The sequence below is a fragment of the Marinobacter pelagius genome, from assembly GCF_900114925.1.
In the GTDB taxonomy this organism is placed as follows: domain Bacteria; phylum Pseudomonadota; class Gammaproteobacteria; order Pseudomonadales; family Oleiphilaceae; genus Marinobacter; species Marinobacter pelagius.
In genome coordinates this window covers 182,292-196,297 of record NZ_FOUR01000003.1, presented here as the reverse complement: position 1 = coordinate 196,297, position 14,006 = coordinate 182,292, and the positions used below count along the sequence as shown (strand labels likewise).

Below are 14,006 nucleotides of genomic sequence, written 5' to 3'. Positions count from 1 at the left end.
GCAAGTATCAGCCGGTCTGGCCTGACCGGGCCCAATAGCGAATCTCGGCGCAGAGTGCGCAGTGCTGTTTCTGGCAGGTTTCTTCGTCGTGGATCTGTATGCCGTGGAGCTGTAATGGCTGGTAGCGGCGCAGGGAATGTTTGTTGCCATGGCGCTTGAGGTAATCATCCAGGGCAGCACGGGCCTCTGCCTCTGATTCGAAGGGGCCCAGGTCCCGCGCCTCTCGCGTTCTCACGAACCAGCCCGCGGGCGTTTTCAGAAACCGGTTGCTCTTGACCGGACCATCCTCGATATGACCGGGATCTTCCGCCACCGATTCTACAAGTCCCTCGACTCTCTCCTTTTGTCGTGCCTGTTTTGACAGGCGCTTCAGTCCCTTTCTGATCATTCTGGTTCTCTCGTCGTTCCAAGCGTCGCCGGGCTCGAAGTAGCCCGGTGCAAAATATATCAGCTTTCGAAGTGGTTTGTGACGCAGTTCACAAAAAAGTCTAACCGCCAATAGGAAGACGGGGCAAAAGTGCGTTCAGAGGCGCTGTTTTTGTAAAAACCTGTAAAAAAACAGGGCAGATTGAGGGATGCACTTGTTGCCGGGTATTCATCAGCTGTATCTAAGTTTATGGTTCTAAAGATATATCGAGCGTGTCACAAAAAAGAACATTCCTGACAATTTGAATTGGTAAATTTGACGCAGGGCAATGCGGGTTAAGGCCAAGTAATGTTTTCCCCGTTTGGCCCAAACTGCCAATGTCGAAAAAACGATCACTGGTGTGGTCACAAGGAAAAATCCTACAAGAGAAAGGAGTGGTTGCATGATGAGATGGCGAGCATTGACCTCTGTAATTGCCGCAAGCAGCCTCGCGCTGGCCGCGCAGGTTGCCCAGGCTGAGACGGTCAAGCATGAGACCGAAGTATCACTGCTGGGCACCTACATTGAGCCCGACAGTGACCGCACCGATGAATACGGCTCTGCGGTGCGGGGCATGTTCAGTATCCGGATGGGCAAGCACTGGTGGGTGGAGCCTCAGTTCTACACGGGTGTCATCGAGACCGGCGTAGATGGCGGCACCGACTACTACCAGCAGGGCCTTGGTGCCGACCTCAGTTACCGCCTGTGGGAGAGCGATTCCTTCACGCCCTACGGCTCGCTCGGTGGTGGCGTCTCACGCAATGACGTGGCCAACAACTCAGCGAGCGAATTTGGCGGCTACGCCAACGCGGCGCTCGGCCTCATCAGCAGTCCCTTCACGCAGTCCGGTCTCAGGGTGCGTGCAGATGCCCGTTATGTTTATGACTCCTATGACGATGGCTTCTCTGACCTGCATTTCAGCCTGGGCGTAACCGTACCTATTGGCGCAACCCGTACCCGCATTGTCGAGAAAACCACCGTCATCGAGAAACCCGTGGTGGTTGAAAAAGACTTCGCCGACTCCGACAAGGACGGCGTGGTGGATGGTGTCGACCAGTGCCCGAACACCCTCGAGGGCCTGGAAGTCAATTCCGTGGGCTGTGTCGAGACCGATAAAGCCCAATCCGTGGTTCTCCAGGGCGTGACCTTCGAGTTCAACTCCGACCGCCTGACTGCCAACGCCCGGGACATCCTTATTCCGGCCGCTGACGCCCTTAAGGGACAGCCGGACCTGAAAGTGGAACTGGCCGGCCACACCGACAGCGTAGGCTCCGAAGCATACAACCAGCAGCTTTCGCAACGCCGTGCGGACTCGGTGCGCAATTACCTGCTGGATCTCGGTGTTGATCCCGACCAGCTGACCGCTGTCGGCTATGGCGAATCCAAACCGATTCGCAGCAACGACACCGAGGAAGGCCGCGAACGGAATCGTCGCGTTGAATTCAATGTTGTCTCCGAATGAGATGTAGAGGGAGTTTGAATATGAATCTCAAAAACTTTAACTGGCCCTTGATACTGCTGGTTACCGCGCTGCTTTCGCTGGCGGGGTGTAAGTCTGACAGTATGGTTGTCAGTGATGGTGGTGCAGTTGGCGGTGATCTTGCGCTGGCTGACGCCGATGGTGACGGCGTTCTGAATGGGGAAGATAACTGCCCCCTCGCACCGAACCCTGATCAATCTGACATCGACGGGGATGGCAAGGGTGACGCCTGCGATTCCGACATTGACGGTGATGGAACTGACAACTCGGTAGACCCCTGTCCGACTGACCCGAACAACGCGCCAAACTGCGAAACCAGTGCGGATTCGGATGGTGATGGTATACGTGATCTGGACGACAACTGCCCAACGGTCGCGAATCCCGGACAGGAAGACGCTGACGACGACGGAATTGGTGATGCCTGTGACAGCAATATCGATTCCGATGGTGATGGCGTTCAGGATGACGTAGATAATTGTCCAAATACTCCCAACCCGAATCAGGGTGACAGCGATAATGATGGCATTGGCAACGTCTGTGACCCGGTGCCCGATAGCGACCCAGAGACAGCCTATGCATGCGGGACTGCTACAAGCGCGACTTACAAGCCACTGCTGGAGCCTGCTGCAACGGCTATTGGTGATGATTCAACATGGTGCACACTTGGTTGTGTAACTAATCCCGAAAACGTTGTTGACAGTAACTTGCTTAACTCTGCCTCAATTCAGGTTCCGATTGGGCTTGGAACCCCGGTAAGTCTGACAGTTACGGATACGGTGAATAACTATCCGGGTACCAACAAGTTGGGTATTGCGATTGCAGACGCAGATCAACTGCTCAACGTGTCGCTATTGGGCAACATCTCCGTGCAAACAGCTCTGGATGGTGAGGCCAGGGAGACATTTGACTCAATTGAGCTGGCTGATCTTGATCTGCTTGGTGCACTGAATAGTGAGGAGGTGGGTTATCTGGTTTTCGATACCACTCAGGACTTTGATCAGGTGACAATAAGCGTTGGCGGAATCAACGTGCTCACTCAGGTTAATGTTTTGGCAGTTTGCGCAGAGCCAGCAAATAATTGAAATTGAGTAGTTCTCTGATGCAAAGAAAAGGGGTCGGTAAATACCGGCCCCTTTTTTTGAATTCAATCTTGTAGTGCTGAATAAGATCTTACGAGTTGACCAATGGATTACCTAGTGTTGGGACTGAAGGCGCGAGACTTGTCCGCTGAGTTAGCCGTTTGCTCATAGGGCGAAGCACTCCCCACCCAACTAACCGAAGCCAGCCCGGCGACAAATACCAGCACCGCAATTATCACCCGCTTACGTCGATGCCTTGGAACAAGGCTGGTCTCAACAGCGCTACCTTCAGTCATACCACTCATAACGACAACCTCACGAGCCTGGCGAAGGGTGCGAAGGATTGAACGGAATGTCGGTGGGAAGATTTCTTTGCGGAGTCGGGAGTTCCACCCGCGAGCGTTTGCTGGCCAGGGGGTAAGTCGGAAAAGCACCGGGCTTGTAACAGCTGCCCTTTTGTGTCGATTCGCATATTCAATCCTTCTTCGGGATCGGAAAACAACTACACGAAATGACACATCCCTGTCGGATCGGATCCATTGGATTGACTGTAGACCATCTGGTTGGTGTCAGTATAAAAACATATGAAATATGCGAATTTAATCTGAATCCACCACTCAAACCCCGGATCATGCGATGGCCTGAAAGCCTGCAAATGCCAGTGCCTCGGCACATCTCCCGCAGTTGTTCTTTGCACAGTTTTCCGGATCATGAACGGTGAACCCCGAATAGCGATCTTCAGGGTTGCGCCGATTAAGGCCTTTATGAAGCCGGATGTGATCCACCAGTGCGTTGGAGGCCTGTGATTTCGTCGGGAAGGGGCCCAGGTCGGAGGGCTCCCGGGTCAGGGCGTACCAGCCGAAGGGGGTGTGCACGAAGCGCGCGGGGTCGAACTGCGGGCCTGCTGTATCGGTTCTCATGTGCCATTCTCCAAGGCTCATACCGTCACGAAAAAAGCACATCCCTGTTCAGTAGCTTCCAAGCATTTAATTTATACCATTCAGGCGCAGACTGAATTGATGTTTGTGACGCAGTTCAAGGTTACTTGGGTCAGTCCTCCGTCACTTCCTTCAACCGAATCGCACTGAACATTCCTGCCAGCCCCATCAAACCCAGCACGATGATGACGGCCACCTCGGAGAACACCGAGATCGCGGCGGTCAGGCCACCGGTGACCAGTAACAGCACCCCGATCACGGTATTGCTCACAGCGGTGTAGTCGGTACGCTTGTTGCCACCGGCCATATCCACCAGGTAAGTCTTCCGACCGAGACGGACGCCGGCGTGGGCGATGCTGAGGGCAAAGAAGGCAACCGGGTAGAACCAGACACTGCCGATATCGGTACCAACAATCAGTGCGGTAATACCGACGGCCAGGCACACGAAGCTGGCCATGGCAGCGCCGCGGATCATCACCCGGCGGCTGGAGGTATCCGCCGCCCAGCCCCAGAAACTGGCGCTCAGGGAGCTGGCAAGACTGCTGGCGAGAAGGAAAACGCCGAGCATCCAGCCGATGTCGGATTCCTTCTGGGCCAGTACCACAAAGTAGGGTGAGGCAAGGGCAGAGCACAACAGCAGCGCCCGGGTGATCACGAAATGCCTGAACGGCGCATCGTCCCGCAGCAGCGAGAGGCTGTGAATGGCTTCGGTCAGGGCGTTACCGCCGCCGCCGGTTTCACCGGCGTATTCCTCGACATTGGCGAACAGGAAGCCGGCAATCACCCACAGTACTGCCGCCAATAGCAGAAGTGCCGTGTAGAAGGCCAGGGTGGGATCGCCACGGTCCCAGAACAGCAGGGCGGTCATGATAACGGTGGCGGTGCCGCCGATGGTTGTGGCCAGCCCGGACAGACGCCCCCGTCGGGTCTTGGGAATGCATTTGCCCTGTACATCCTTCATGGAGACGGAGCAGAAGCCCCGGGCCAGGGAGAACACAATCAGTGCTGCCACGATGCCTCCACCGGCGGCGTAGCCTTCCAGGAACCAGACGCTCGCGGCCATTGCGGCCACGCTGACGGCCTGGCCAAAACTGCCAAGGGTCCAGAACCATTTGCGCACCGCCTTGCGGCGAACCCAGGCAGCAATCACCATCTGCGGCACCATGGAGCCGGATTCCCGGATCGGCACCAGCCAGGCCACCAGCGCCGGGGCGCCCACCGCACTCATTAGCCAGGCCAGCACCGTCTTGGGGCTGATCAGCAGGTCGCCCAGTTTGGTGAGCACGTTGCTGGCGAGGATCAGGAAGAAATTGCGGGGTACCTCCCGGCAGGCTTCCTCGGGGATGTCCTTGCAGACCCGTGCGTCTTCCTCGTTGGCAATCAGGCTGTACAGCTGGTCGATGGTGTCCTGCTTGTTGGCTGGCAAGTGGCCGTCCTCCGGAAGAAATTTGGCAAGAGGATACCAGTATCGGCGGTATCTCTTAAGGGCGGAGTACGGCGGATGCCGTTAAACGGACCAGATGATGGCCCCAGCGCAGATCTTGCACATCCGGCGCCTGCTCGGGCTTAATGGGCGGCAAACCATGGAGCTTTATTGATGCTGAGCTATCTGCACGCCTTTCACGCCGGCAACTTTGCCGATATCCAGAAACACGCCGCGCTGACTCTCGTTTTATCCATGATGCACTCCAAGCCCTCGGGGATCGCCTGTTTCGATACCCATGCCGGCAGTGCCGTTTACGATCTGGGCAGCGAGCGGGCACGGAAAACCGGTGAGGCGGATGCCGGGGTGCAGAAGCTGTGGCAGTTGCGGGATAGCCTGAAATCACCTGACTGGCAGCCGGTACTGGAGCTGCTGGGCAGGCTGAATGCCGGAGATGGTCACCTGACTACCTACCCGGGTTCTCCGTTCTGGTTCCGCCAGTTTCTCCGGGCCGATGACGCACTGACGACATTCGAGCTGCACCCCTCCGAAAGTGAACAGCTGGCGGGCTGGGCTGGCCAGAAGGTCCGGGTGCTGCGGGAAGACGGGCTGAAGGGGCTGCTCGGGCAGCTGCCGCCGAAACAGCCCCGCCTGCTGGTGCTGATTGATCCTTCCTACGAAATCAAGGCGGATTACGGTGCGGTCGCCAAAACCCTGCAAAAGGCGTGGCAGAAGTGCCGCCATGGCGTCTATCTTATCTGGTACCCGGTGTTGACCTCCGGCCTGGAGAAGCAGCTCGCCGACGCCCTGCGTTCCGGGCCGCTCCGGAAAATTCTCCGCAGCGAGATACACCTCAACCATCCCCCGGAAAGAGGGATGACCGGTTCGGGCATGCTGGTGGTCAATCCGCCCTGGGGTTTTGATGAGCGCCTTGGTGCAATGATGGATGAGGTCGCCGGCGCCGACGGACTCGATGTCCGGCATGAGCTGGGCTGGCTCGTTCCGGAGTAGATTCCGGTCACAGATTGCAGGAGCTGTCTTTTTGAAGGAAGAAAACACGACCGAGCATTCTCCCTCGCTTCCCGGCGGTCTCATTTCAGTGGACCAGTGGAAACAGCCGGAAATGTCCGTGCAGCGGACACTCAAGGATGCCATTCGTCACCTTACTGCCCAGCTTCGTGCGGGCATGTCATCGGATGAGGAGCCTTTCCAGAGCCTGGATGATCTGCCCTCGCTGACTGACAAACAGATCCAGCATATTGCGCCCCATCCGGATTTTACCGCGCTGGCCGGAGCCCTTCTGGATTCCCTTGCAGAACTCAGGGAATCAGAAACCTTGCGCCGAGAGGTGGCGGTGGTGGCCGCACCGCCATTCTCCGGTGTCAGGGAGGCATTGGTCCGGCTTCCCGGCCTCGGGGCCGTGTCGGCGGATGCCGAATCCTGGCACCTGGTCGCCCCTCCGGACAACCTGCTGATGAATCGGCAAGATGCCTGCCGATGGTGGGATGAGCAGGACCTGACCGGGCCCTGGGTGATTCCCGAGCTGGCGGATTTCTGGCTTCGTCATACCTCCGGTTTTGCCCTGATCAGCGAGTTGTTTCAGCGTATGGTTTCTGGCCGGGTCGGGCCGGGGCTGGTGGGCTGTTCCAGCTGGTGCTGGCAATTCTGGGAGAGTTACCTGCCGGATGCCCACCTGGGCCCACTGACACCGGCTCCCCTGGATGCCGAGCGTCTGGGTCAGTGGCTGGAATATCTCGCCGCTTCCCGGGATGGTCGGGCGATCACCGCCCGAATGACAGACGATGGCCTTTACGTGTTGCCGGTGGAAAATCCCCCGGACGCGGAGAAACGCAAACATTCGGGCTTTCTGAGGGACCTTGCCACGGCCTCCCGGGGCATTCCCGGAGTCGCGCTTGCGATCTGGCAGCGCTCCCTGCGGGCACGGCCGGAGGACGAAATGGAAGAGGACCCGGATAGCCAGACACGGGGCCCCGGTGGCCGGAGCTGCTGGGTGGTTCCTCTGGATCAGCTCAGCCTGCCCTCCATGCCCCAGAGCAGCGACCGGTCTATCGGTTTTATCCTTCACGCCCTCCTGCTCCACGACGGCCTGGATGAAGAGCGGATTGCACTGGTAACGGGGGTTGGCGAGCCGGAACTGCAGCTGGCGCTGTCGCGGCTCGCCCGTGCAGACGTCGTGTATGAAGGTGAGGCGTCCGGGCGCTGGCATGTCACGCCTCTGGGGTACCCCACAGTGCGTCGGCATCTGCAAAGCTGGGGTTATCCGGTAGACGGATTCTGAGGAGGCGTTATGGGAGACATGGGGCAGGGATTGCAGCAGGCGTTTTCAGCCATCACCTGGGTCGCCCTGGTGGAGGCCGCCCTGGTGGTGGCCGCGGCGGTGCTGCTGATATTCGTTATCCAGAAACTGGTACCAGGGCTTGCCGGTAAGCTCGGTGGCAAGGCTCGCCTCTATTTGTTGGCTTCGGTGCCGTTGGCGCGACTGTTGATCATTGTCGTCACCATCATCGTGGTGGTGCCGATACTGGTGGAGCCGTCCTTCGAGAACATGGTCGCCATTTTCGGCGCCCTGGGCCTGGCGCTGGGTTTCGCGTTCAAGGACTACGCCAACAGCCTGATTGCCGGGATCGTAACCCTTTATGAAATGCCCTATCGGCCCGGTGACTGGATAGAGGTCGATGGCAAGTACGGAGAGGTGCGATCAATCGGGACCCGTGCCGCGGAGATCGTTACGCCGGATGATACCGTTATCATCATTCCCCATGGCAGGCTGTGGAACACACTCATTGCCAACGGTAACGACGGTTCCGACAACCTTATGTGCGTGGCGGAGTTCCACCTGGCCCCGAACCATGATGTCCGCCGGGTGATGGCGCTGCTGCGGGATGTGGGTTTTGCCTCGCCCTACACCAAGACCATGAAGCCGGTGGTGGTTGTGGTCGCCAACAAAACCTGGGGCATGACCTACCGCCTGAAGGCCTATCCCCTCGAGCCGAGGGACCAGTTCCGGTTCATCAGTGATCTGACCGCACGGGGATCGGAAGTGCTGGCCGCAGATGGGGTGCAGTTTGTGTCAGTCCCCGTTGCTGCCAGTGTTTGAGGCCTGCTGGTGTTCCAGATCCGTAATGATGTTGCGGAGTGACTCCAGGATCCGCTGGCCCCGCTCGCCGGTTTGCCGGAGGTAGAATTCCAGCGCAGGCTTGCTCGCCTCGCGAAATGCAGCGCGCTCCTGTTGGGACAGCCTGGTCACCGCGAGCTGGCCTTCCTCGAGCATGGTCTCCAGTCTGGTCTGGTTCAGTTCCTCCTGGATATCCCAGGCTTCCTTGCCAACCTCAATCAATGCCACTGCCAGCCAGTCCTGCTGCTGCTCCGGTAACTGGGCATACCATTCAGGGTTGGCCACAACGGATGAAACAAAATGGGCGGCCCGGGGCATGGTCAGGGTGTCTTGTACCTCATAGAAGTTCATTTCCTCGATGGCGAAGACCGGGTTGGTCTGGCCGTCAATCTGTTTCAACTGCAGATCGCTGTAGACCTGTGAGTAAGGTGTCTGGCGGGGATCGGCACCATAGCTCCGGAAGGCCTCCGCTGACATTTGTGAAGTCATGGTCCGGATTCTGAGGCCTTCAAAATCGGCGGGTGTCTTCAGTGGCTTGTTGGCCGTCCAGGCCATCCATCCTTCGGGCACAAACCCCAGGAGCGTCAGATGCTTTTCGTTATAAGCGGCGGAGAACAGCCGGGTCAGTTCGTTCCGGGCAAACAGGGCCCGGGTGACGTCTTCGTCGTCCGGCAAGACGTAGTGCAGCGTGAAAATCCCGGTTTCCGGAATAAGGTCGGCCAGGTGCCCGGGGGAGGCGAAGGCAAGATCAACAGAGCCGTTGCGTACCAGTTCTGTCAGTTGGGAAGATGTGCCCAGGGAACCGTAGGGAAAAATATCCAGCTCGACCTTCCCGTCAGAAGCCTCTTCAATACTGCTCTTTAGCGCCTCGGCATAGGCGTGTTGTACACTGCCCTCAATTTCTTCCAGGGCGAACCGCCAGGTGACGGGATATTCCGGTGGTGCCTGCTCGGATGAGTCGCTGGTCCTGGTGCTCTCGGTCTCCGAGCAACCTGTCATGATGAGGACCAGGCTGGTAACCAGGAACAACCAGAGGCGGTGTGCGCGCATGTCCATTTCTCCAGACCCTGAATTCGAAAATAACGGAATATTTCTAAGCTAACACATTCGGCAGGGTGCTTCCTGCCAGCGACAGGAGTCATTGTTCATGACCAACCAGAAACAGGCCATGATGTACGGCCTTGCCACGGTTCTGCTGTGGTCCACCGTTGCCACCGCGTTCAAGCTGGCGCTGCGGGATCTGGCACCGATGCAGATGCTGCTGATTGCCTGCATGGCTTCGATAGTTGTGATGGCGATTATTCTGAAACTCCAGGGGCGCTGGCATCTGGTGTTTTCCCTGTCTCGCCGTCAGTACGTGCAGTCCGTGGGGATGGGGCTGGTCAATCCCTGCCTGTATTATTTCGTGCTGTTCGGTGCCTTTGACCGGCTGCCTGCCCAGGAGGCTCAGCCTCTCAACTACACCTGGGCGCTGGTGCTCGCCTACCTGTCCGTGCCCTTTCTGGGCCAGCGGCTTCGGAAAGTTGATATCCTGGCCGGGCTGGTCTGCTATGCCGGCGTGGTCGTGATCGCCACCCGGGGGCAGGTCACCTCGCTGACCTTCTCTGATCCGCTGGGGGTCGGCTTCGCGCTGGGCAGTACCCTGGTCTGGGCGTCCTACTGGATCATTGCTACCCGCGATGAGCGCGATCCGGTGGTAGGCCTGTTCCTGAATTTCCTGTTCGGGTTGCCGGTGATTGCGGTGATCTGCGGGCTCACCGAGGGCTTCGATATGCCGTCCGGAACCTCCCTGGCCGCGGCCATTTACGTGGGGGTATTCGAGATGGGGGTGGCGTTTGTGCTTTGGTCCTACGCCATGAAGAAGGCGGAAAACACCTCGAAAGTCAGCAACCTGATCTTCATCTCGCCGTTTCTGTCACTGGTGTTCATCTATTTCATCCTGGGCGAGGTCATCCTGCCATCCACCTATATTGGCCTGGTGCTGATCATGGGTGGCTTGTGGCTGCAGCAGCTCAAGGTCAAGGCCCGGGAGGCGGAACTGGCCCGTGAGCAATGACTGGCATCTGTACCTGGTGCGAACCGCTTCCGGCGCACTGTATACCGGCATCTCCACGGATGTGGAGCGGCGCTTTGCCGAGCATCAGGCCGGTGCGCCAAAGGGCGCGCGCAGTCTGCGCGGCAAGGGCCCTCTGGAGCTGGTCTTCCGGGCGCAGGCAGGAGATCGCAGCCGGGCTTCCCGGCTTGAGTGGTACATCAAGCGCTGGTCGCGCTCGCGCAAGGAAGCATTGATCCGGGGCGAAATCAGTCTGTCAGATGTGCCCTGATATGATCGCCAGCGGTTCGTACTGCTTCGGTCGCCCGGCGCAGCTGGCCGCTGTGGACCTGGAACACGTGCCAGAGGCTGTTGTAGATCTCCAGGTCGACGGATACCTGGTCCCGTTTCGCCGCCTGAGCCAGGCGTTCTGCGTCGTTGAGCAGAATCTCGTCGCTGCCGACCTGGATCAGTAGCGGCGGCAGGCCTTTGAGATCGCCGAATACCGGTGATATCAGCGGGTTCTTGAGGGCCTCGTCGCCGGCATAGTGTTTTGCTGCCTTGGCGGTCCAGGCCGGTTGCAATACCGGTTCGGACTCGGGCTGATAGAGCTGCTCCTGGGTCAGGTCGGTCCAGGGCGAGAACAGTGTCAGCGATGAGGGCAACGGCTGTTGGTTGTCCCGCAGGCGCATGGCCAGGGATACGCACAGGCCGCCTCCGGCGGAATCGCCGGCCAGGGCGATCTGCCCGGGGTCGTAGCCTTCGGCCAGCAACTGCAGATAGGTGGCTTCGGCATCGTCGAGGGCCGCCGGGAAGGGATGCTCCGGCGCCAGCCGGTAATCCGGTGTCACCACCAGGCATTTACTGGCTTTTGCCAGGTGGCCGGCAATGCCGCGGTGGGTATCGGCTGAACCAATGATGAAGCCGCCGCCATGCAGGTAAAGGATGACGCCATCCTGCTGTTTGCCACAGCTGGTACGGACCACCGGCACTCCGGCCAGGGTGCCATGGCTGAACCGGCAGCCACGGGGTGGAATCGAGCTGCGATAGGCCTGACGGATCAGGGCGCGCTGAACCCTGATCGGCACCGCTGGTGACAGTATGGGGCGCACCAGGCGATTCATGGTTTGCCGAAGACCGGCCTCAAGAAGAGGTTGCAGCATCTGTGTTCTACTCCCGCTATGCGATAGGATGGCAGTCGATCAAGGAGCCTCTGATTAACTCCTTAATCTTATTCCTGAATCATGACAGGCGTTTAACTCTACGTGTACTGGAAAACGGATACCATAGAAATACCCGATTGGGACAGGCACTCGCTGTTGGAGCGGCTTGAGCCCTTCAACCCCCAGGGCCCGCGTGAGCTGGCCGAGGAGATGGTTGCCTACTGCCGGTTCTACGGTCTGGATCTCTGGGTGGAGCATCCGGAAGTGCATTACCATCAGGGCTATGTCCATGCCGGTGAGCATGAAGTCATGGTGCACTATTACCGGCTGCCGGAATCCCGGGGCACGGTCTTTATTCTGCACGGCTACTTCGATCATGTCGGGTTGTACAGTCAACTGATCGACCGTTGCCTGGGGGCCGGCCTGGATGTCCTGGCCTACGACCAGCCGGGGCACGGTCTCTCCAGCGGCACACCGGCGGCGATCGGCAGTTTCCTGGAGTACCAGCAGGTGCTGACGGCGGTGATGGATCAGGCCCGGGGCAAGGTGCGCGAGCCCTGGTTTGCCGTAGGGCAGAGTACCGGCGGCGCGATACTGATTGATTACCTGCTCTCGAACCAGCACTCGACCGAAACCTCCGACTTCAAGGAGGTGGTACTGCTGGCGCCCCTGGTGCGGCCCATGGGCTGGCTTGGTGCGAAAGTCCTGCACACGCTGGTCAGGCCGTTCATCAGCCGCTGGCGTCGGGTCTTTGCGGAGAACAGTGGTGATACCCGGTTCCTCCGCTTCCTGAAAGACCATGACCCGCTGCAGGCAAGGGCGGTGCATGTGGACTGGGTCACGGCATTGCGGCAATGGGTGCCGCATATTGAGTCCGCCCGGCCGATCAACTTTTCGGTTACGGTGGTGCAGGGCGAGAAGGATCTGACCGTGGACTGGCAACACAATCTGCGGATTATTCGCAATAAATTTTCCTCAGTAGAGGAACTGAGAATCCCGGATGGACGTCATCATCTAGTGAACGAAGCCCAGGATTTGCAGGCAACGGTATTCAATACCATCATTGATACATTCACCAGGAAGGCGGTGAATGCGGCCTGAACCGGTCGCACACGACAAACACCGCCGGGTTTTATAATGGCGCAGGAGAAAGCTGTGAAAAAAACGATTCTTGCATTTGCAGTAGCGACCGTGGGTCTGGGTGGCTGCATGACCTACGATCCATACACCGGCGAAGAGAAGACCTCGAGCGCAACCAAGGGCAGCATCATTGGTGCGATCGGCGGTGCTGCAGTGGGTGCGGCAACTTCCAGTAGCAGCGACCGGGGCAAGGGCGCCCTCATCGGCGCGGCCAGTGGTGCTGCTATCGGTGGCGGTATCGGTTACTACATGGACAAGCAGGAAGCCGAGCTTCGCCGGAAGCTGGAAGGCACCGGTGTGCGAGTGGTCCGCAACGGTGACCAGATTGAACTGGTCATGCCGGGCAACATCACCTTTGACCTGAACCAGTCCTCTATCAAGCCGTCCTTCACCGGCACTCTGGAGTCTGTTGGGCTGGTCCTCAAGGAATACGACAAGACCGTCATCCAGATCGAAGGCCACACCGACAGCTCCGGCTCCGACAGCTACAACCAGCTGCTGAGTGAGCAGCGTGCCGGTTCAGTACGGGACTTCCTGCTGAATCAGGGCATCGAGCCCAATCGTACCCGTGCTGTGGGTTATGGCGAGCGCTACCCCATCGCTTCCAACGACACTGCCGCCGGGCGTGAGCAGAACCGTCGGGTTGAGCTGACCCTGGTGCCGATGCAATAAGGTTCAGGGAAAACGAAAAGGCTCCGGGTGTGAAAACTCCGGAGCCTTTTTTGTGTCTGGCTCAGTTGGTGTTGCTGGGCAGCCACTCGTCGATACGTTGCTTGAGGTTGTCCAGCTGATCCTCGCCTGATTCCTTCAGCTCACCGAGCTTGGTCCTGGCGGTTTCTATCTGGTCCTCCAGGGACTGGATCTTCTCCGAAAACTCCTTCTGGATTTCCGCTTCCGCCTTGTCATCCTCGGCCTTGGCCATCTTGGCGTCCGCCTCTGCCCGTAACTGGTCGATCTGCCTGCTCCAGTGTTCGGTCTGGGTCTGCAGCTTGTTCAACAGGGACTCCCTGAGTGACATCGATTTTCTCCTGTCGCGGTATGAATGGGCTGGTCGGAACCAGGCTGTACTTTAACCATGGCTCGTATCCCCGCTTTCTCAAGGGATAATCCGGAAATTTTCATTAAATCTCTGAAAACCGGCGCTGTATTGGCCCCTTCTGCATGGACTTCGTCGCTCTGTGACGCAACCTTGTGCAGGTTGTTCCCGTT

General features: G+C 58.5%; 15 protein-coding genes. 9 read left to right on the top strand and 6 right to left on the bottom strand.

Translation table 11 applies throughout. The annotated features are described in order from the left end of the window. Positions 1-7 precede the first annotated feature (7 nt). On the bottom strand, positions 8-388 hold the full coding sequence (locus tag BM254_RS07870; RefSeq protein WP_139227043.1) for a DUF6316 family protein: 381 nt from the start codon (positions 386-388) through the stop codon (positions 8-10). Positions 389-809: 421 nt separating this feature from the next. Here BM254_RS07870 and BM254_RS07865 point away from each other — a divergent pair, with 421 nt between their 5' ends. Next, positions 810-1,868 carry an OmpA family protein gene (locus BM254_RS07865; protein WP_092001315.1) on the top strand — a complete coding sequence of 353 codons (1,059 nt, stop codon included), beginning with the start codon at positions 810-812 and terminating at the stop codon, positions 1,866-1,868. Positions 1,869-1,888: 20 nt separating this feature from the next. Further along, a complete protein-coding gene (locus BM254_RS07860) occupies positions 1,889-2,968 on the top strand; it encodes a thrombospondin type 3 repeat-containing protein (protein WP_217647744.1) in 1,080 nt (359 codons plus the stop codon). A gap of 626 nt (positions 2,969-3,594) precedes the next feature. Here the strand turns inward: BM254_RS07860 and BM254_RS07855 are convergent. Together BM254_RS07855 and BM254_RS07850 are read right to left on the bottom strand one after the other, a co-directional pair. Next, positions 3,595-3,885: a hypothetical protein gene (locus BM254_RS07855; protein ID WP_092001309.1), complete on the bottom strand. Its 291-nt coding sequence runs from the start codon at positions 3,883-3,885 to the stop codon at positions 3,595-3,597. Positions 3,886-4,015: 130 nt separating this feature from the next. Continuing rightward, positions 4,016-5,329, bottom strand: a complete 1,314-nt coding sequence (locus tag BM254_RS07850; RefSeq protein ID WP_092001307.1) for an MFS transporter — start codon at positions 5,327-5,329, stop codon at positions 4,016-4,018. Between the two features lie 171 nt (positions 5,330-5,500). Between BM254_RS07850 and BM254_RS07845 the strand changes: the two genes are divergently transcribed. The 3 genes from BM254_RS07845 to BM254_RS07835 are packed head-to-tail and all read left to right on the top strand — an operon-like array spanning position 5,501 to position 8,444. After that, the gene (locus tag BM254_RS07845; protein WP_092001305.1) at positions 5,501-6,337 is read left to right on the top strand and encodes a 23S rRNA (adenine(2030)-N(6))-methyltransferase RlmJ; all 837 of its coding nucleotides are present in this window, start codon (positions 5,501-5,503) and stop codon (positions 6,335-6,337) included. A gap of 31 nt (positions 6,338-6,368) precedes the next feature. After that, positions 6,369-7,625 (top strand): hypothetical protein, encoded by a 1,257-nt coding sequence (locus tag BM254_RS07840; RefSeq protein ID WP_092001302.1) that lies wholly within the window; start codon positions 6,369-6,371, stop codon positions 7,623-7,625. Between the two features lie 9 nt (positions 7,626-7,634). Then, the gene (locus tag BM254_RS07835; RefSeq protein WP_092001299.1) at positions 7,635-8,444 is read left to right on the top strand and encodes a mechanosensitive ion channel family protein; all 810 of its coding nucleotides are present in this window, start codon (positions 7,635-7,637) and stop codon (positions 8,442-8,444) included. Here BM254_RS07835 and dctP read toward each other — a convergent pair. Next, positions 8,418-9,512, bottom strand: coding sequence for a TRAP transporter substrate-binding protein DctP (gene dctP, locus BM254_RS07830; protein WP_092002188.1), 1,095 nt, complete (start codon positions 9,510-9,512; stop codon positions 8,418-8,420). The two genes, BM254_RS07835 and dctP, sit on opposite strands and share 27 nt — an antisense overlap. A gap of 97 nt (positions 9,513-9,609) precedes the next feature. Between dctP and BM254_RS07825 the strand changes: the two genes are divergently transcribed. Continuing rightward, the gene (locus BM254_RS07825) at positions 9,610-10,518 is read left to right on the top strand and encodes a DMT family transporter (protein WP_092001296.1); all 909 of its coding nucleotides are present in this window, start codon (positions 9,610-9,612) and stop codon (positions 10,516-10,518) included. Beyond that, a complete protein-coding gene (locus tag BM254_RS07820; RefSeq protein ID WP_092001293.1) occupies positions 10,508-10,786 on the top strand; it encodes a GIY-YIG nuclease family protein in 279 nt (92 codons plus the stop codon). Before BM254_RS07825 ends, BM254_RS07820 begins: the two co-directional genes overlap by 11 nt. Here BM254_RS07820 and BM254_RS07815 read toward each other — a convergent pair. Beyond that, positions 10,764-11,657 carry an alpha/beta hydrolase gene (locus BM254_RS07815; protein ID WP_092001290.1) on the bottom strand — a complete coding sequence of 298 codons (894 nt, stop codon included), beginning with the start codon at positions 11,655-11,657 and terminating at the stop codon, positions 10,764-10,766. The genes BM254_RS07820 and BM254_RS07815 overlap by 23 nt on opposite strands. Before the next feature lie 102 nt (positions 11,658-11,759). Here BM254_RS07815 and BM254_RS07810 point away from each other — a divergent pair, with 102 nt between their 5' ends. Then, the gene (locus BM254_RS07810; RefSeq protein ID WP_092001287.1) at positions 11,760-12,758 is read left to right on the top strand and encodes an alpha/beta hydrolase; all 999 of its coding nucleotides are present in this window, start codon (positions 11,760-11,762) and stop codon (positions 12,756-12,758) included. Positions 12,759-12,812: 54 nt separating this feature from the next. Beyond that, entirely contained in the window at positions 12,813-13,469 is a 657-nt protein-coding gene (locus BM254_RS07805) for a YiaD family glycine zipper/OmpA-like lipoprotein (RefSeq protein WP_092002186.1), read from the top strand. Between the two features lie 61 nt (positions 13,470-13,530). Here BM254_RS07805 and BM254_RS07800 read toward each other — a convergent pair whose 3' ends face one another. Further along, positions 13,531-13,815: a sll1863 family stress response protein gene (locus BM254_RS07800; protein WP_092001284.1), complete on the bottom strand. Its 285-nt coding sequence runs from the start codon at positions 13,813-13,815 to the stop codon at positions 13,531-13,533. Positions 13,816-14,006: the final 191 nt, after the last annotated feature.